Origin of the sequence: Xanthomonas prunicola (genome assembly GCF_002846205.1) — a bacterium.
GTDB lineage: Bacteria > Pseudomonadota > Gammaproteobacteria > Xanthomonadales > Xanthomonadaceae > Xanthomonas > Xanthomonas prunicola.
The window spans coordinates 381,078-396,067 of record NZ_PHKV01000001.1 but is presented as its reverse complement, the minus strand read 5'-3'; the positions used below and the strand labels follow the sequence as shown (position 1 = coordinate 396,067).

Annotated in this window: 10 protein-coding genes; 6 read left to right on the top strand and 4 right to left on the bottom strand. The window is 62.3% G+C overall.

All coding sequences use genetic code 11. From position 1 onward, the window contains the following. Positions 1-27 precede the first annotated feature (27 nt). The 3 genes from XpruCFBP8353_RS01875 to XpruCFBP8353_RS01865 form a co-directional block, all read right to left on the bottom strand. On the bottom strand, positions 28-1,032 hold the full coding sequence (locus tag XpruCFBP8353_RS01875; protein WP_101361676.1) for an MBL fold metallo-hydrolase: 1,005 nt from the start codon (positions 1,030-1,032) through the stop codon (positions 28-30). Between the two features lie 136 nt (positions 1,033-1,168). Beyond that, positions 1,169-1,567, bottom strand: coding sequence for a hypothetical protein (locus XpruCFBP8353_RS01870; protein WP_101361675.1), 399 nt, complete (start codon positions 1,565-1,567; stop codon positions 1,169-1,171). A gap of 564 nt (positions 1,568-2,131) precedes the next feature. Further along, positions 2,132-3,529, bottom strand: a complete 1,398-nt coding sequence (locus XpruCFBP8353_RS01865) for a trypsin-like serine peptidase (protein ID WP_101361674.1) — start codon at positions 3,527-3,529, stop codon at positions 2,132-2,134. A gap of 485 nt (positions 3,530-4,014) precedes the next feature. Between XpruCFBP8353_RS01865 and xopAP the strand changes: the two genes are divergently transcribed. Beyond that, positions 4,015-5,295 (top strand): XopAP family type III secretion system effector, encoded by a 1,281-nt coding sequence (gene xopAP, locus XpruCFBP8353_RS01855; RefSeq protein WP_407071299.1) that lies wholly within the window; start codon positions 4,015-4,017, stop codon positions 5,293-5,295. A 352-nt stretch (positions 5,296-5,647) separates the two neighbouring features. Here the strand turns inward: xopAP and XpruCFBP8353_RS01845 are convergent, their stop codons facing one another. Next, positions 5,648-7,030, bottom strand: a complete 1,383-nt coding sequence (locus XpruCFBP8353_RS01845; RefSeq protein ID WP_101361672.1) for an APC family permease — start codon at positions 7,028-7,030, stop codon at positions 5,648-5,650. A gap of 192 nt (positions 7,031-7,222) precedes the next feature. On the opposite strand from XpruCFBP8353_RS01845, the gene XpruCFBP8353_RS01840 reads away from it, so the two are divergent. The 5 genes from XpruCFBP8353_RS01840 (at position 7,223) to XpruCFBP8353_RS01820 (ending at position 14,701) form a co-directional block, all read left to right on the top strand. Next, complete coding sequence (locus XpruCFBP8353_RS01840) at positions 7,223-7,987, top strand: LuxR family transcriptional regulator (protein WP_101361671.1); 765 nt, start codon at positions 7,223-7,225, stop codon at positions 7,985-7,987. A 384-nt stretch (positions 7,988-8,371) separates the two neighbouring features. Further along, on the top strand, positions 8,372-9,313 hold the full coding sequence (locus XpruCFBP8353_RS01835) for a proline iminopeptidase-family hydrolase (protein ID WP_101361670.1): 942 nt from the start codon (positions 8,372-8,374) through the stop codon (positions 9,311-9,313). Between the two features lie 824 nt (positions 9,314-10,137). Continuing rightward, positions 10,138-11,199 carry a pectate lyase family protein gene (locus tag XpruCFBP8353_RS01830; RefSeq protein WP_101361669.1) on the top strand — a complete coding sequence of 354 codons (1,062 nt, stop codon included), beginning with the start codon at positions 10,138-10,140 and terminating at the stop codon, positions 11,197-11,199. A 270-nt stretch (positions 11,200-11,469) separates the two neighbouring features. Continuing rightward, the gene (locus XpruCFBP8353_RS01825; protein ID WP_101361668.1) at positions 11,470-12,858 is read left to right on the top strand and encodes an amino acid permease; all 1,389 of its coding nucleotides are present in this window, start codon (positions 11,470-11,472) and stop codon (positions 12,856-12,858) included. Between the two features lie 613 nt (positions 12,859-13,471). Further along, positions 13,472-14,701 carry a dipeptidase gene (locus XpruCFBP8353_RS01820; RefSeq protein WP_101361667.1) on the top strand — a complete coding sequence of 410 codons (1,230 nt, stop codon included), beginning with the start codon at positions 13,472-13,474 and terminating at the stop codon, positions 14,699-14,701. Positions 14,702-14,990: the final 289 nt, after the last annotated feature.

Sequence of the window (14,990 nt, the reverse complement as noted above, 5' to 3'; positions counted from 1 at the left end):
TGGGGGCAGGTGCTACGCGTACCTGCGCTACAGCCGCATCAAATCCGTGCCCACCACGATCGGGCCGGCGTAATGCTTCCGCGCCCCTTCGCTCCACATCGGGTCGGTGATGGACGCATCGCCACCGGGGACGAAGTGATTGAGCACGAGCATCTTCGCCTTGGCCGCAGCCGCAATTTTGCCGACCTCTTCGCTGGTGGAATGGCTCTTGAGCAAATGGTCCAGCAACGTGGGCGCGTTGTCGTTGGTCTGCAGCATCTTCTGCAGTGCCGGTAGATACATCACCTCATGCACCAGGATGTCGCTATTCTTCGCGAACTCGGCCAGCGCCGGCAGGTAGCGCGTGTCGCCGGAGAACACAACGCTGCGGTCAGGCGCGTCGAACCGGTACGCAAACGCCGGCTTGAGCGTGTAATGGTCCACCAGGGTGGCGGTCACGGTGACCTGATCGTTTTTCAGCACAATGCCAGGCTGGTCGAACTCGTGCACATGAATGAGTGCTTTGAACGGCGGGCGGCCTTCCTCACGGATGCGCGCGTCGATGTCGATGGCATTCATCGCGACGAAGGCATCCACCATCCTGGCGATGCCGGGTGGCCCATACAGATGCACGGGCGTCTGCAGGCCGCTGGCCCAGGCCAGCCAGACCACGTTGAGCAGATCGGCGTTGTGGTCTGAGTGGTGATGGGTCAGGAAGATATCGCGCAGCATGGGCAGGCGGATGCCGGCCTTGGCCAGTTGCTGCGCCACACCGTTGCCGCAATCGATGAGATACGGCTGCCCGTCGATCACCAGCGCATTGGCGGCCGCTGCCCGCAAGCGCGAAGGCGTCGGGCCACCCTTGGTGCCCAGCAGCACCAGGACGCTGCCCTTGGCCGGGAAAGGCGCTGGCGGCGCGGGTTCGGGCTTGGAAAGCACTTGTCGTGTAGACGATTGCGCGGCGCCGAGCTGCCCCACCGCCGTGAGCGCACTGGCAGCTAACGCAGTGCGCAGCAGCGCGCGACGGGAGCGGGATGGCTGGAATGCGGTCATTGCGGCTCCTGTCGATGTGACTGTGCTGAATGCCGATGCAATTCTGCGTGCTGTATACCCCGTACGGCAGGCGTCGCTGGCAGCGATTGGAGACAACAGTCCAGGCGCCATTTTTTCGCTGCTCATGCCGCCAAGCTCAGAATTCGCGTGCAATGAATTGATTCAACGCCGGTGAACGATAGAACGCCATGCATTGCGCGAAGATGCGGTTGAACGGGCCGCGACGCGCTTCGTCCTTCATCGGAACCTCGCTCTTGTCGAAGCCCGCCGCACTGGCGTCGACGAAACGATGCAGGCGATCGGTAGCGCCGGCCTTGGCGTTATCCATCGCATAGGTGGTGAGCAGATACGAGCGGTCGCGCAACTGGTCGGGCGCGTACTTGCCGCTACGCGTGTAGTTGTTGTCCAGGCAGCGCTGCAGCGCGTAGGCTTTGATGTCCTCGCGATCGGCCTGCTTGCCAACTGCCAGGGCGGTGGTCTGCAGCGCCATGGCAGCAAGCATGATGACGAGCAGTGCGGTACGTATACGAACCATGAGCGGCGATTGGTGGAAGGGGAGCCAACAAGTCTGCATCATCGCGCCTCGTACCGCCCAGGTTTGCACAGGGCGGAGCGGGGCGAATTCAACGGCGACCCTCGCCCCGATGATGTGGACCTCGGGCAGCGGTGGCCTCGATCTGGCCAGTGGTGAGGCCCGGCGCACCATGGGGTGGTCGCAAGAAGAGCATTGCGACTTGCGTGTCACAGTTGTTGCATCTTCAAGGCTGTAGTGCAGTCGAGCCCAACCAGGCGCTGCCCGGCCGCCAGAACTGGAGTCTGTATAGGCATGGTGAGGGCACAGCGCGCCCGCTGGCTTGTTGCGCGAGGCTGCAGAAAACTAGCGATGGAGCCAACCCTCACGCGAGCGCGTCACCGCATTGCCGTGAGCACGTGGTAACACGGTGTAGGCATCCAGCAACGCAGGTACGCACGGGGCATTGCATCCATCATGCAGGCACCGATCGCCAAGCAAAAAGCGCTTCGCCAGGCAATCGCGGTGCCGAGCGAAGCGCGATCAAGCGTGGCAGGCGCGACATCGCCTGCCACGCCGCTTGGCCGCTTACTGGCCGAAGTAGGTGGAAATGGTGGAATACACGTCCGAGAAGCGCGAGTAGTAATCCGGAGCCGTCTGTGCGGTGCAGTACGAAGAGCCACCGTACAGGCCGCCGCGCAGCTGGTAGGCGCCATCGCTGGCGACGGTGAACAGGCCGGAGCCGGATGAGCCGCCTTCTGTCACGCCGTCGTTCCAGACCACGCGATAGAGCGGGCTCTTGCCATCGATGGAGCTGCTCAGTGCAGTCACTGATCCCAGCGAATACTTCTTGACGTCGCCCGATGGGTGATGGATGCCGACAATGGAAGTGCCGGTGGCGCCGATCGCCGCGCTATTCCAGGCTGCATAGAACGCGCCGCTTGGTGGGGCGGTTTTCAGCTCCAGCAACGCAGTGTCGCGCGTGGTGTTGGCGTGCCGCAGGAACGCGCCACCCGTCAACGTGGTTGCCTGCGAACTGGCCGTGTTGCCGTTACAGGTAGCCGCATCGTAGAACCAGTACGTTTGCAGGGTGTTGGCCACGGTCTGCGTGCTGATGCAATGCGCTGCGGTCCAGAACAGATTGCGCTTGGGCGAATTGCTGTTGTTGAGCAGCGTGCCGGTGCACAGGAAAGATCCTTGGCTGGTGGTGAACACCATGCGTGCCACGGCCTTTGCGGCGCTGGTGAAGCCGGTCGTGGGGTTTGCGCGGCAGACGATGTCGTTCTCGCAGGAATCGCTCTCGCCGATGGCAATGGTCATCATGTCGCGCGGGCTAGCGGTGGGGCTGATGTCCAGATGCGATAGCTGCGGAATGCTGAGGCTGAAGTTCTCCGGATACAGGCCGGCCGGCAGCGACAGTTCGACCAGTAGATTCTCGCCACTCACCGTCGGCGACCAACCGATGTCGTTGCCGCTGGTCGTAAAGCTGGCGCCGGATTGCTCGAACACGCGACCGTCGTTACCGGCAAAGCGCAGCGTCACCTTGGATGGGTCCCCAGGCCTTGCGCCAGCGCCACGCAAGACCAGTGATGCACGCAGCGATGCCGCCTGTGCGGAGCTGACTTTCAAGCTGGCGACGCGCGAACCATCGGCGGCCATTTGCCAATCGAGCTTGGACAGATTCACCGACGGCTGCGTCACTGCCCGTGAGAAACCGATCTGCAACGGCTGCCCATGCTTGACCTGCGCAATGCGGCGCTCACGCACGCGGCTCATCTCGGTGCTGGTGGGCGCGGCGAGTTGCACCACGCGTGTGGGCAGGATGCCGCCCCGTAAACTTGCCGACTGCAACGTTGCCGCACCAAGCTTGGCCGCCTGCGGCGCGGCGGTCACCGGCGCTGCATCCATCTCGGTGGGCGGCGTTGCCGCTGCGGTGCCGGAAATAGCGGAAAACAGCGCCAGATACATCGCGTTCTTGCGATTCATGGGTAGTCCTTCTCGTCAGGGATCGGCAGGCTGCAGCGGGGGCTGCAACAAGCGGGCGCCAGCGTTGGCGCCGAACGAGCCTAGCGAAACTTCAAAGCTGAATATGTGCTGAAAATCTCGTTCGGGAATGAAAGGTCATTATCAATACAGTGCCCGCACGAGTCTGCCATCCACTGGGCCGTCATGTCGTCGGCCCCGAACGGTGCGTTGGCTCCCAGGGCGGCCATGTTGGTTCTAGTCAGCAGGTACAGGTCCAGCATCCAGCTGCGCAGTGGCAGCTTGGTGTGTTCAATCTACGTGATAGTCGTGGCGGCGATCAGCGCTCCTAGGGCCTCAGGAGACCTCACCCCGGCCTGGAGGGATGCACAGCGATGGTGGAGCCGGTGAACCTTTCGTTACTTTTTACGGCGGTGGACGACATCTCTGGCTGCTTGCCAGGCGGGGATATAATCAGAATCTCTGCGCACTCACGTGGAACATGTCGCATGCGATCCACTTCAACTTCTTTTCCAAGTCTGCCGCACGCGCAATCGCGCGACAGCGATAGCTACGTGCCTGCCTCCGCGACCGCTTTCCCCTGGCACGCGCGCGACAGCGCCAGTGCGTTTCCCGGTCTCAGTGCTGCGCCGGTCAAACGCGTACGTAACGTGACACAATCAATCACGGCAAATGCCTCGCGGTCATCTGGCATGCGTCTGCCGCAGGTAGATACCCAGGCATGCGATCTCGTCAGCGCGATTGCCCAAGTGGATCGTGCATCGGCGCAGCCACACGGACAGGATCCGCAATGGGAAATGCGCTGCCGCACTGTACTCGAAAGCATGCGCGCATGCGCAGGCGAATCCTACAAAGGCGATCCGGCGACGGTGGCCGACATCGATGGGTTGCATCTGAATGTGCCGATGTCCACGCGGCGGTTGAAACTATGGGAGCGAGAGACCGACGATGTGATTGTGGTGGTGCTGGGTTTTTCCGGGACATGCCTGGATGCGACGGACGATCTGTTATGCGACATGAAAAGCCAGATCGCACAGGTACACGTCAACGTGTTTGACGAGCGCCTTCCGACCTTGGGCAAGGTTGGAGCAGGCTGGCAGGAATGGTGGCAGTCCGAAGCTCAGTTGCCGCGCGCCGACGGAACCGTCATGAAGGACGTGCTGAAACGCTACACGAATCGCGCGCGGGAGAGCGGCAAGGCGTTGTCGATGTCGTTGACGGGGCACAGTCTGGGCGCAGCAGCGGCGACGGTCGCCGGCTTCGACATCACGCACTTTCTGCGCGCGGCCGGAGCCCCGGGCAAGATCAGCATTTATTCATTCAATCCGCCGCGCCTCGGCCCAGCGGGCGCCGGCAGACACTATATGCAAAGCTTAAGATCGAACGACAGCGAACTGCGATTCACGCTGCGCCAGTTTACGCGCGCTCTAGATCCGATCCAGTCGGTGCCCTTTTTCATGCATCACCCGCACTGGGATCACGCCGGGGCTGCTGACGAGCGCGCCGGCAGCACCAGCGGTGATCGCTTCGCTCAGTTCATCACCGTGACGGACGTCCCGGCGAGCGCTGTCAACCTGGCGGACAATCACGAATTGACGTTGTGGCGCCCTTATTTCCTGTCCAAGATCGAGCCGGCCGATCTGCAGCGCATCTTTTCTCCCATGGAAGTGCCGCAAGGCATATCCGAAGACCGGCGTCTTTCCCGCAGGCAACTGTTCACTTCGTTGCTGCCGTACCGTGAGCCGCCGGCGACTAGCCGGCCGGATTAGATAGCCGGCCATAAATTGCGAATGAATTTTCTAGGCCAAGAGAGATTTTCTAAATTTTTGATTGATCCTGACTCCTGGCCATGAAGATCGCTCGCTGCACGTCAAACGGGCGCCAGGCACTGCTTGGACTGCAACATGCCCGTGGCAAGTCGTGGCAGCACCTCGTGAAAACGGATCGACGGTGAGAGATCGTCCATTTCTGCAAGTCAAGCCCTGCGTATTTGCACTGATGGCATGATGCATCACGTTGATGACGTGTTTGAGGTTGCCCAGCACGAGATTGACCCGTCGCACACCGCAGCACTGGTGGGCCAGGAGTAAGCCGGCACGACAGACGGGGCTGCTGTTGAGGCTATTCCAGCGCGTCGCTGGCGCGGAATTCGGTGGAGCGTCCGCTGAGTTTCAAAAACGCCAGTACCGTCAGTCCCGCCACCATCCACGCAGCGCCCCCCAGTTGCGCGTGCGTGTCGGCATTGAGCAGCACATAGGCCAGGATGGCGATGCCGATCAATGGGGCCAGGCCATGCAGTACGCGCCGGCCTTGGCTGCGGAAGTGCCACAGCACAGCGAGATGCAGCAACACGAAGGCAGTCAGTGCGCCGACGTTGCATAGCGACGACAGCAGGGCAATCTGGCCGACGAAGACTTCGCCCAGCACGATGCTTAGACCCGCCACCAGCAAGATCGCACGCTGTGGCACCCCGGTACGCGGGTGGATGTAGCGCAGAAAGGCCGGCAACTGGCGGTCGCGCGCCATGGCAAACAACAGGCGCGATGTGGCCGCTTGTGCCACCAGCGAATTGGCGATTGCCGCACTGATGGCGACCGTGAGCGCAATGACGATCTGCAGCCATGGCCCGGCGATCAATCGCCCGATCTCGAAGAACGCATCGTTGGATGCTTGCGCGCTGGGGTAGCGCTGCAGGGTGGGTTGCAGCAAGGCCGCCAGCCAGGTTTGCAAGATGAACAAGCCTGCCACGATCAGCAACGCGAGCAAGGTGGCACGCCCCACCACACGGTTGCCGCCGCGCGCCTCCTCCGACAAGGTGGAGATCGCATCGAAGCCGAGGAACGACACCACCGCCACCGACAATGCGCTGAAGATCAAGTGTGGCGAAAACGCTTGCGGGTTGTAGACGGGGCGCCAGCTCCAGTGCGCGCCATTGACGCCGCGCTGGATCGCCAATGTCGCCAGCACCACGAACACTGCCAGAACCACCAACTGCCCGAGCAGAAAAAAGCGGTTGGCACGTGCGGTGGTTTCGATGCCGCGTAGGTTCACCGCCGTGTTGAGCACGACGAAGAACGCGATCCATGCCGGCTGCGGCACTGCCGGCAACACGTTGTACATCGCGTTGGCGCCGACCACATACAGCAGGGTCGGCACCAGCAGATAGTCGAGCAGAATCGCCCAACCGGCAAGAAAGCCCATGCCGCTGCTCAGCCCGCGCCCGACATAGGCATACACCGAGCCAGCCACTGGAAATGCCTGCGACATCTGTTGGTAGCTCAGCGCGGTGAACAGCATCGCCACGAAGCCGAGCAGATAGGTCAGTGGCACCATTCCGGCGCTGATGTCGAAGACGCCGCCGAAGATCGAGAACGGCGCCGTCGGCACCATGGACACCAGCCCGTAGATCAACAGATCCTTGAGCGTGAGCTGCCGCTTGAGCTCTTGTGCATAGCCGAAGCGTTCCAGCGTGGCCGCATCGTCGCGGCGTGGTGTGTCGGTCATGCAGGTGTCCGCGGAAGGGAATGCCGGCGCGCTGCGCGAACGCTGAAGGGACCTGAACGCCCGCTCTGCGCTGCAGCCGTGTGACCGACATTGTCACGATAATGTGGCCGACAAGCCCATCCACTGGCAAAAATGCTAGGTTTTCCATGCTGGATGTCGCTCGTAGGCAACCACCGGTCCCGAGGATTCACCATGTTCGAAATTCTAGCCAGCCTGGCCCGCGATCTGCAGGCAGTGCAGACGCTCAATAGCTGCCTGGATCGGGTGTTTCGCGATATCTGTGCGCTCGGTTTCCAGTCGTTGGTCTACGACTACGCACCGGTGCCGTTGAGCATGGAGGGCACGCTGATCACGCCAACGGTGTTCATTCAGCGCAATGCGCCGCGCGATATGCAGCATGTCTGGTGCGAGCACGGGTACTACCAACATGACCCTGTTCAGCAGCGTGCAACGCGCCGCACCACGCCGTTCGTCTGGTCGTACCGCGCCGACGGTGATTGTGCGGGTGTGGAATACGTGGGTGGACAGCACCGGCAAGTCACGCGCTATCTATGCGATAGCGGCATGGGTACCGGTGTCACCGTGCCGCTGCATCTGCCCGGTGGCGCGTTCGCCACCTTCAGCGGGGCGATCGATGCCGTGGGGGCAGAAGCGCCGCGTTTGGCCGAATCGCAGTTATTGCCCTTCTTGCTGCTGGCACACGCCTTCCAGGCGCGTGCGCAGGAACTGCTGGACCCGCAGGAACGCCGCTGCCACCACATTACATTGACCCGTCGCGAGCGCGAGTGCCTGCAGTATTCGGCCAAAGGCCTGACCTCCAAACGCATCGCCGCGGCGCTCAATCGCTCCACGGCCACGGTGAATCTGCATCTGAATTCGGCTGCCCGCAAACTGGGCGCACGTAACCGCGTGGAAGCGGTCGTGCGCGGTATGCACTATCGGTTGCTGGAGCCATAAGTTTTCTCTAAGCATGTCCGCGCAGTGGCCATGCGTGCTGCGTAGCGGGTTTTGAACTGGCGGAGGACACCCGTCATGTGGCTTCCGTGGCGCCACCCCATCTGTTGGCAAGCGCTCATCCCGCCGTTTCGGTCGATCTGAGTGCAGCGTTGGTGGCAGACGCGATAGATGTCTTGATTCGAAGCGAGTAATTCGATTAGAAGTGATGCTGGGTCGCGCGATATCCGCCGCAGTCAGCAACACGACGCGTTCGAGCGAACCGGCTATCGGCCAGCACCAACCGTGCATCCGAGCGCAGTCAAACCTGTGAGATTTGCCAGTTAACGCCAGTCGGCCTGCTCGCTAGGCTCGGGGCCCATCATTGCCGTAGGCAGGCGACAGGTCATGCAGTGCACCGAAGGTTACGTCGAATTCTGCGGCTACCGCACCTGGTACCGCATCACCGGCGATCTGTGCGCGGATGCCTGCCCGCTATTGGTGTTGCACGGTGGCCCCGGGTGCACCCACGACTATGTGGACAGCTTCAAGGACCTGGCTGCCAGCGGCCGAGCGGTCATCCACTACGACCAGATCGGCAATGGGAAGTCCACCCATCTGCCCAATGCAGACCCTGGCTTCTGGACGGTGGGGCTGTTTCTGGACGAACTGCAGGCGCTGATTACGCATCTGGGTCTGTCGCAGTACGCCTTGCTGGGCCAATCCTGGGGCGGAATGCTGGCCGCCGAGCACGCCGTGCGCCGTCCAGCTGGCCTGCGTGCGCTGGTGATCGCCAATTCGCCCGCGTCGATGGGCTTGTGGCGGGCTGCTGCATTACGTCTGCGTGCGCGTTTGCCCGATGACATCCAGGCTGCGCTGGATGAGCACGAAGCCGCCGGTACGCTGGACCATCCGGCCTATCGCGCCGCCAGCCAGGTGTTTTACGCACAGCACGTGTGTCGCGTCCTACCGTGGCCTGCCGAAGTGGTGCGCACCTTTGCCGCCATCGATGCCGACCCGACCGTGTATCACGCCATGAATGGCCCGACCGAATTCCATGTGGTGGGGAGCTTGCGCAACTGGAGCATCATCGAACGCCTGCATCGCATCACTGCACCCACGCTGGTGCTCTCGGGCAAGTACGACGAAGCCACGCCGGAAACCGTCGAGCCGTATGCGCGGCTGATTCCGGATGCGCGCTGGCAGGTGTTCGCCAACTCCAGCCATATGCCGCATGTGGAGGAACGCGCGGCATGCATGCGCCTGGTCGGCAACTTCCTGGACGATCAGACGCCCTGGCCCGGTGGTCAGATGCAGCGCTCGTCGGCGCAGGCCGATCGCGCTGTCTGAGTGAGGCGGGTGCGCGTGCGGCGATAGCTGGCAAGCCCAGATACCGCCTTGCGTATTCGTACCTGCAGCGTTGACGTCGCTTTGGGTGGACAGCATCGATCCGCGAAGCCGATAGAGCCTCTCGTGACGTCGCGGTGTTCATGCGCTTCTTGCAGTACATGTCGCGCTACGCGCGCTATGCGCCTGTTTGCCAATAAAGTGTCGAGCATCGACACGTGCCACCGGCAAGCTGCTTGTCGTGCGCTTCGATGCGCGAGCGCCCCAGCGCACTTCCGCGCGCTGGAAGTAACCATGCGCTCACGGCAGCCCAGCCGCATGAGCGTTCTGATGCGCTGCGTCAGCGCCGCAAGTGACCTTGCAGCGACAGCTGGACAGCATGTTTCCACACGCCGCTGTCGATTGCACATGGTGCATCGCGTACCCGCATAACGTGTTGCACTCGCTGCGGTCGCTACGCCTGCACAGATGCTGCATGCCTGCAGTTGCGATCAGCATGCGGAACATCACGGCACGGGTGCGATTGCTCTATCGCCAGGTGCGCGCTTGAACGCACGTGCAGCATCGACGTCTGCATTCACATCCCCCCCTCGATCAACACATACCGAACGAATGGCATTGGCATGTCCTGTCCCGGCTGTCCGTTGCTGTCTCTTTTGCATGTCTCGCAAAGAGAACACCGCGGTGCGTCTAAGTTTCAGCGATGGATAATTGTTTTATGTTTTGAATCGCGCGAAGAATGCAGCCCCCCACGCATCGCTTTGCAGTTGTCGTCGCCACTGCGCAGACGGCCTGCATCGCTTGTCGATTTCTTTGGGAGAGGCTGCATGATCATCAAGACGCTACAGGGCGCACTCGCGCTTGCACTGTCCGCTTGCGCTGCGGGCGCGATTGCCGGCCCGGTCGGGTACGGTGCGGCCACCACCGGCGGCGGCAACAAGACACCAGTCAACGTGGCAACGTTCGAAGCGATGCAGGCCGCCATCGACAGTTATTCCGGCAGCGGTGGGCTGGTACTCAACTACACGGGCCAGTTCGACTTCAGCACCATCAAGGACGTCTGCGCGCAATGGAAGCTGCCGGCCAAGACCGTGCAGATCAAGAACAAGAGCGATGTCACCATCAAGGGTGCCAATGGCTCGGCGGCAAACTTCGGCGTGCGTGTGGTCGGCAACGCGCACAACGTGATCATCCAGAACATGACCATCGGTTTGCTGCAGGGCGGCGAAGATGCAGATTCGATTTCGCTGGAAGGTAACTCCAGTGGCGAGCCGTCCAAGATCTGGGTCGATCACAACACGATCTTCGCTTCGCTCACCAAGTGCTCCGGTGCAGGCGATGCCTCGTTCGATGGCGGCATCGACATGAAGAAGGGCGTGCACCACGTCACCGTCTCCTACAACTACGTCTACAACTACCAGAAGGTCGCGCTCAACGGCTACAGCGACAGCGACACCAAGAACTCGGCCGCCCGCACCACCTACCACCACAACCGCTTCGAGAACGTGGACTCGCGCGTGCCGTTGCAGCGGCGCGGGCTGAGCCATATCTACAACAACTACTTCAACAACGTCAGTACCTCGGGCATCAATGTGCGCATGGGCGGCGTGGCCAAGATCGAGTCCAATTACTTCGAAAACATCAAGAATCCGGTGACCTCGCGCGACAGCAGCGAGATCGGCTACTGGGACCTGATCAACAACTACGTCGGCAGCGGCATCACCTGGGGCACGCCGGATGGCAGCAAGCCCTACGCCAACGCCACCAACTGGGTGAGCTCCAAGGTGTTCCCGGAATCGCTGGGCTACATCTACACCGTCACGCCAGCGGCACAGGTCAAGGCCAAGGTCATCGCCACAGCGGGTGCGGGGAAAAATCTGGCCGAGTGATCGGCAGTGCGTAGCAGCATCAACACATCCCCGGCCCGTCCGGGGATGTGTGTTTACGTCGTGTCTTGATGACGACAGGGGCGCTCGCCCGCGCTGCGCCGTCAGGCCGGCGGCAGCGCGGGCCGGCAAGTCGCCATGCCGCCTGCCGCAAGCCCGAGGGCAGGGTGCGAACGTCTGGCGTATCCACTCCTTCCCCGGGCTGGCGTCAAGAGGCGCGGCAGGCGCCGCGACGCGGTATCGTGTCGCGATTCCATTCATTCAAGCCTGTCCATGCCGCTTCCGACCGACCCCATTGCTGAGACCGCTGCATCCGCCGCGCCTGCACTGCGCCATGCGCTGAAGCCGCGGCAATTGATGATGATGGGCCTGGGCACGGCGATCGGCGCCGGGCTGTTTCTGGGTTCGGGCGTGGGCATCCATGCGGCCGGGCCGGCCGCGCTGGTGTCCTACCTGATCGCCGGTGGCTTGGTGATCATCGTGATGAACGCGCTCGGCGAAATGGCTGCCGCCAAGCCGACCAGCGGCGCGTTCTCGGTGTACGCGGCCGATGCGATGGGTCCGACCGCCGGGGCGACGGTGGGCTGGCTGTGGTGGCTGCAGATCGTGGTGGTGATCGCGGCCGAAGCAGTCGGTGCGGCTGGGCTGCTGGCCACGGTCTGGCCGGCGTTGCCGGTGCCGCTGCTCGCGTTGCTGTTCATGGCCACGTTCACTGCGATCAACCTGCTGGGTGTGCGCAACTTCGGCGAGTTCGAATTCTGGTTCGCCATTCTCAAGGTCCTGGCGATCGTGGTGTTCCTGCTGATCGGCGCCGCCCTGCTGGCCGGCTGGCTGCCGGGGGTGGCCTCACCCGGCCTGTCCAATTTCACCCAGAACGGCGGCTTTGCGCCGAAGGGTCTGGCCGGTATCGGCTCGGCGTTGCTGGTGGTGGTGTTCGCTTTCGGCGGCACCGAGATCGTGGCGGTGGCCGCAGCGGAAACTGCCGACCCGGGGCGCAGCCTGGCGCGCACCATCCGCACCGTGGCCTGGCGCATCCTTGTGTTCTATATCGGTTCGATCAGCGTGATCGTGGCGGTCGTGCCGTGGACCAGCTCTGCGCTCAGCTCGCCGTTCGCTGCCGTGCTGGAAGTGGCACGCATTCCCGGTGCCGCCACGGCGATCACCCTGGTGGCGGTGGTGGCGCTGCTGTCGGCGCTCAATGCCAATCTGTATGGCGCCTCGCGGATGATCTTCTCGCTGGCACAGCGCGGCGAAGCGCCGCGTGTGCTGGCCAAGACCAGTGGCGAACAGGTGCCGCTGGTGGCGGTGATCGCCAGTGTGTTGTTCGGCTTCGCTGCTGCAGCGCTGGAGTTGCTGTATCCGAACAAGGTGTTGCCGATGCTGCTCAACATCGTTGGCGCCACTTGCCTGCTGGTGTGGACGATCTCGCTGGTGTCGCAACTGATCTTGCGCGCCCGTGCCAATCGCGCCGGTATTGCGTTGCCGTTCCGCATGCGCGGCTATCCGTTTCTGACAGTGCTCGCGCTGGCGATCCTGGCGGTGATCTTCGGGTTATTGGCCTATTCGGCCGACACGCGTGCGCAATTCCTGTCGATGGTCGCTCTGACCGCAGTCATCGCCGTGGTCAGCGAAGTTGCGCGACGCTTGCGTGCGCGGATGTAACGGATGGGTGTCCGTGACAGTGTGCTGGCGCGTTGTGTGCGATGACGGACGTGTCCGTCGCCACATGCGCGCGTAGCACCGAGAACCAATAAGCAACCGGGAAACGTGCCGTGGTTGGTTGCGGTGTTGAAGTATCCCGATTCAGGCATGGTGATGGATCACGGCGTCATAGCAGCGCGTCTGTAAATCGAGACGCGCGCACTGGTAATCCGCCTGGCTGGAGGCGGCTGCCAACGAAGCTGCAAGCATGGGCGGAGCGCAGCGGGCTGTCGTCGCGGCATTCGATGTTCGGCATCGGCTCGGCATGGGCACCCATACCGTCGTCAGAAGCGGATAGGCCATGCTGGCCTTCGCCACATCGCGACGGTTCGTCCAATAGCGGACATAGGCTGCACAGACGCGTTTCCACAGCGAAACGAGAAATACGTCAGCAGTCTTGCGTTTCCATCGCCGTCTGAGCGATGGCCTTCGGGATCTGGTGGTCCAGTTCGGTTATTCTGACTCGAGTGCAGCTGTTCGACCCATCCATGCGCTTGAAGAATATCGGCCCGATATTCAACGAGGGAAAGCGCTTTTTTGTTACTTCTTCAGAAGTCATTACCGCGGTTGGCCCATGCATACAGTGGCATCTGAAAACCTGGCGACCCTGCCTGCCCATCTCACACTGGAAGCAGTGCATGCGTTGGCTTGTCCGGTCGATACGCATCTGGATTCCCTGTATCTGTCGCGATTGGGTGGCTTCGATTTCTGGAAGGGTGATTGGAAAGCGCATCGACGTTCTCCGATCCTCTGGCTCATGTCCAAGACCTCGCCGAGAGGTCGCAATCAACCGCTGATGTACCACGTGAGCGGGCCGGACTTTGTCGCGGGTGGCTACGGCGGCGCGTGTTTCAGCGCCCACGCACTTTGGGAAAACCTCGTCAGCGCGCCTTTTCTCGACCCCTGGAAAAACTGGGTGGAGCATCAGCGCTATGTCGAGGAGATGGTGGCGGCAAGCGAAGGTCGAATGCAGCTGGCACGCAGTGCCGCCGAGCTGCGCGCGATTCGGGCCGAGGGGCTTTGCTGCGCCATCCTGTCGTTGGAGGGCGCGCATATGCTTGGACCACGCGGGACCCGCAGTCAGGCACTGCGGCTGACGCGTCTGGACATCGCAGCCAACGCCGGCGCCGCCTATCTGACGCTCAACCATTTCAGCCATACCGACATCTCCCAGGCCGGTTACGCGTCGCTCAATCCGTGGCGCGAGAGGAAGGGCGCGGGGCTTTCAAAGTTTGGTCGACAGGTGGTGGAGCGCTGCATCGATGTCGGACTTCTGGTGGATCTTTCGCATACCTCGAGCCAGGGGATACTTGACGCCTGCGACATCTGCGTCCGTCGCAACGTGCCGGCCTTCGTCTCGCATGGCGCATCGCGCAGCGTCACCCGTGGTGTGGAAACGCGGCCGTCGCGTCACCTCGACCGGGCGCTCGACGATGCGGCAATCCGTGCCATCGTTCAGACCGGTGGCTGCATCAGCGTCATTCTGGCGCCGTACTTTCTGCAACATTCCTATCTGCCCGATGGCACGCCGAACATGGATGCCGACCTCGGGTTTGTTGTGGGCTATTACGAAGCGTTCGCCCGACAGATTGCCGACATGGGGATCGTCGAAGATCCGTGGAAACACCTGAGTTTCGGCAGCGATTTCGATGGCGGCATTTCCAGCTTGCCGACGGGCATGCGCAGCGGTGCGGATCTCCCCAAGCTCACGCAAGCGATGATGGATGCCGGCTGGCCCACGCAACGCATCGTCGATGTGTATAGCGGCAATTTTTTGCGGACCTGGGAGCGGGTGCGGCCGTAGCGTTCCGGCGACCTGCCTCTGAAAGGGAATGCGTGGTGGGTCTTCCATCGTGCGCCGGGGTGATTGACAGGCCCTGGCACGCTGCAGTGGCTGCGTCTGCGTCACCGCGTCCGGGGCAGGGCGTACTGCAGGACAGGAAGAGTGCTGCGGCGCGTTGCTTTACAAGCGCGGCAATTTGCCGCAGATGCGACGCCGTGTCGCATCGGGAACGGGCCCGACCGTCCCTATCATGATCACGTAGCGCAGCAGCTTGCTCGCGATCGGCCAATGCAGTGCATTCCGACGATTG

Coding starts and splice junctions, on each gene's coding strand:
- XpruCFBP8353_RS01875 (WP_101361676.1), bottom strand. CDS start 1,032: ATGACCGCATTCCAGCCATCCCGCTCCCGTCGCGCGCTGCTGCGCACT.
- XpruCFBP8353_RS01870 (WP_101361675.1), bottom strand. CDS start 1,567: ATGGTTCGTATACGTACCGCACTGCTCGTCATCATGCTTGCTGCCATG.
- XpruCFBP8353_RS01865 (WP_101361674.1), bottom strand. CDS start 3,529: ATGAATCGCAAGAACGCGATGTATCTGGCGCTGTTTTCCGCTATTTCC.
- xopAP (WP_407071299.1), top strand. CDS start 4,015: ATGCGATCCACTTCAACTTCTTTTCCAAGTCTGCCGCACGCGCAATCG.
- XpruCFBP8353_RS01845 (WP_101361672.1), bottom strand. CDS start 7,030: ATGACCGACACACCACGCCGCGACGATGCGGCCACGCTGGAACGCTTC.
- XpruCFBP8353_RS01840 (WP_101361671.1), top strand. CDS start 7,223: ATGTTCGAAATTCTAGCCAGCCTGGCCCGCGATCTGCAGGCAGTGCAG.
- XpruCFBP8353_RS01835 (WP_101361670.1), top strand. CDS start 8,372: ATGCAGTGCACCGAAGGTTACGTCGAATTCTGCGGCTACCGCACCTGG.
- XpruCFBP8353_RS01830 (WP_101361669.1), top strand. CDS start 10,138: ATGATCATCAAGACGCTACAGGGCGCACTCGCGCTTGCACTGTCCGCT.
- XpruCFBP8353_RS01825 (WP_101361668.1), top strand. CDS start 11,470: ATGCCGCTTCCGACCGACCCCATTGCTGAGACCGCTGCATCCGCCGCG.
- XpruCFBP8353_RS01820 (WP_101361667.1), top strand. CDS start 13,472: ATGCATACAGTGGCATCTGAAAACCTGGCGACCCTGCCTGCCCATCTC.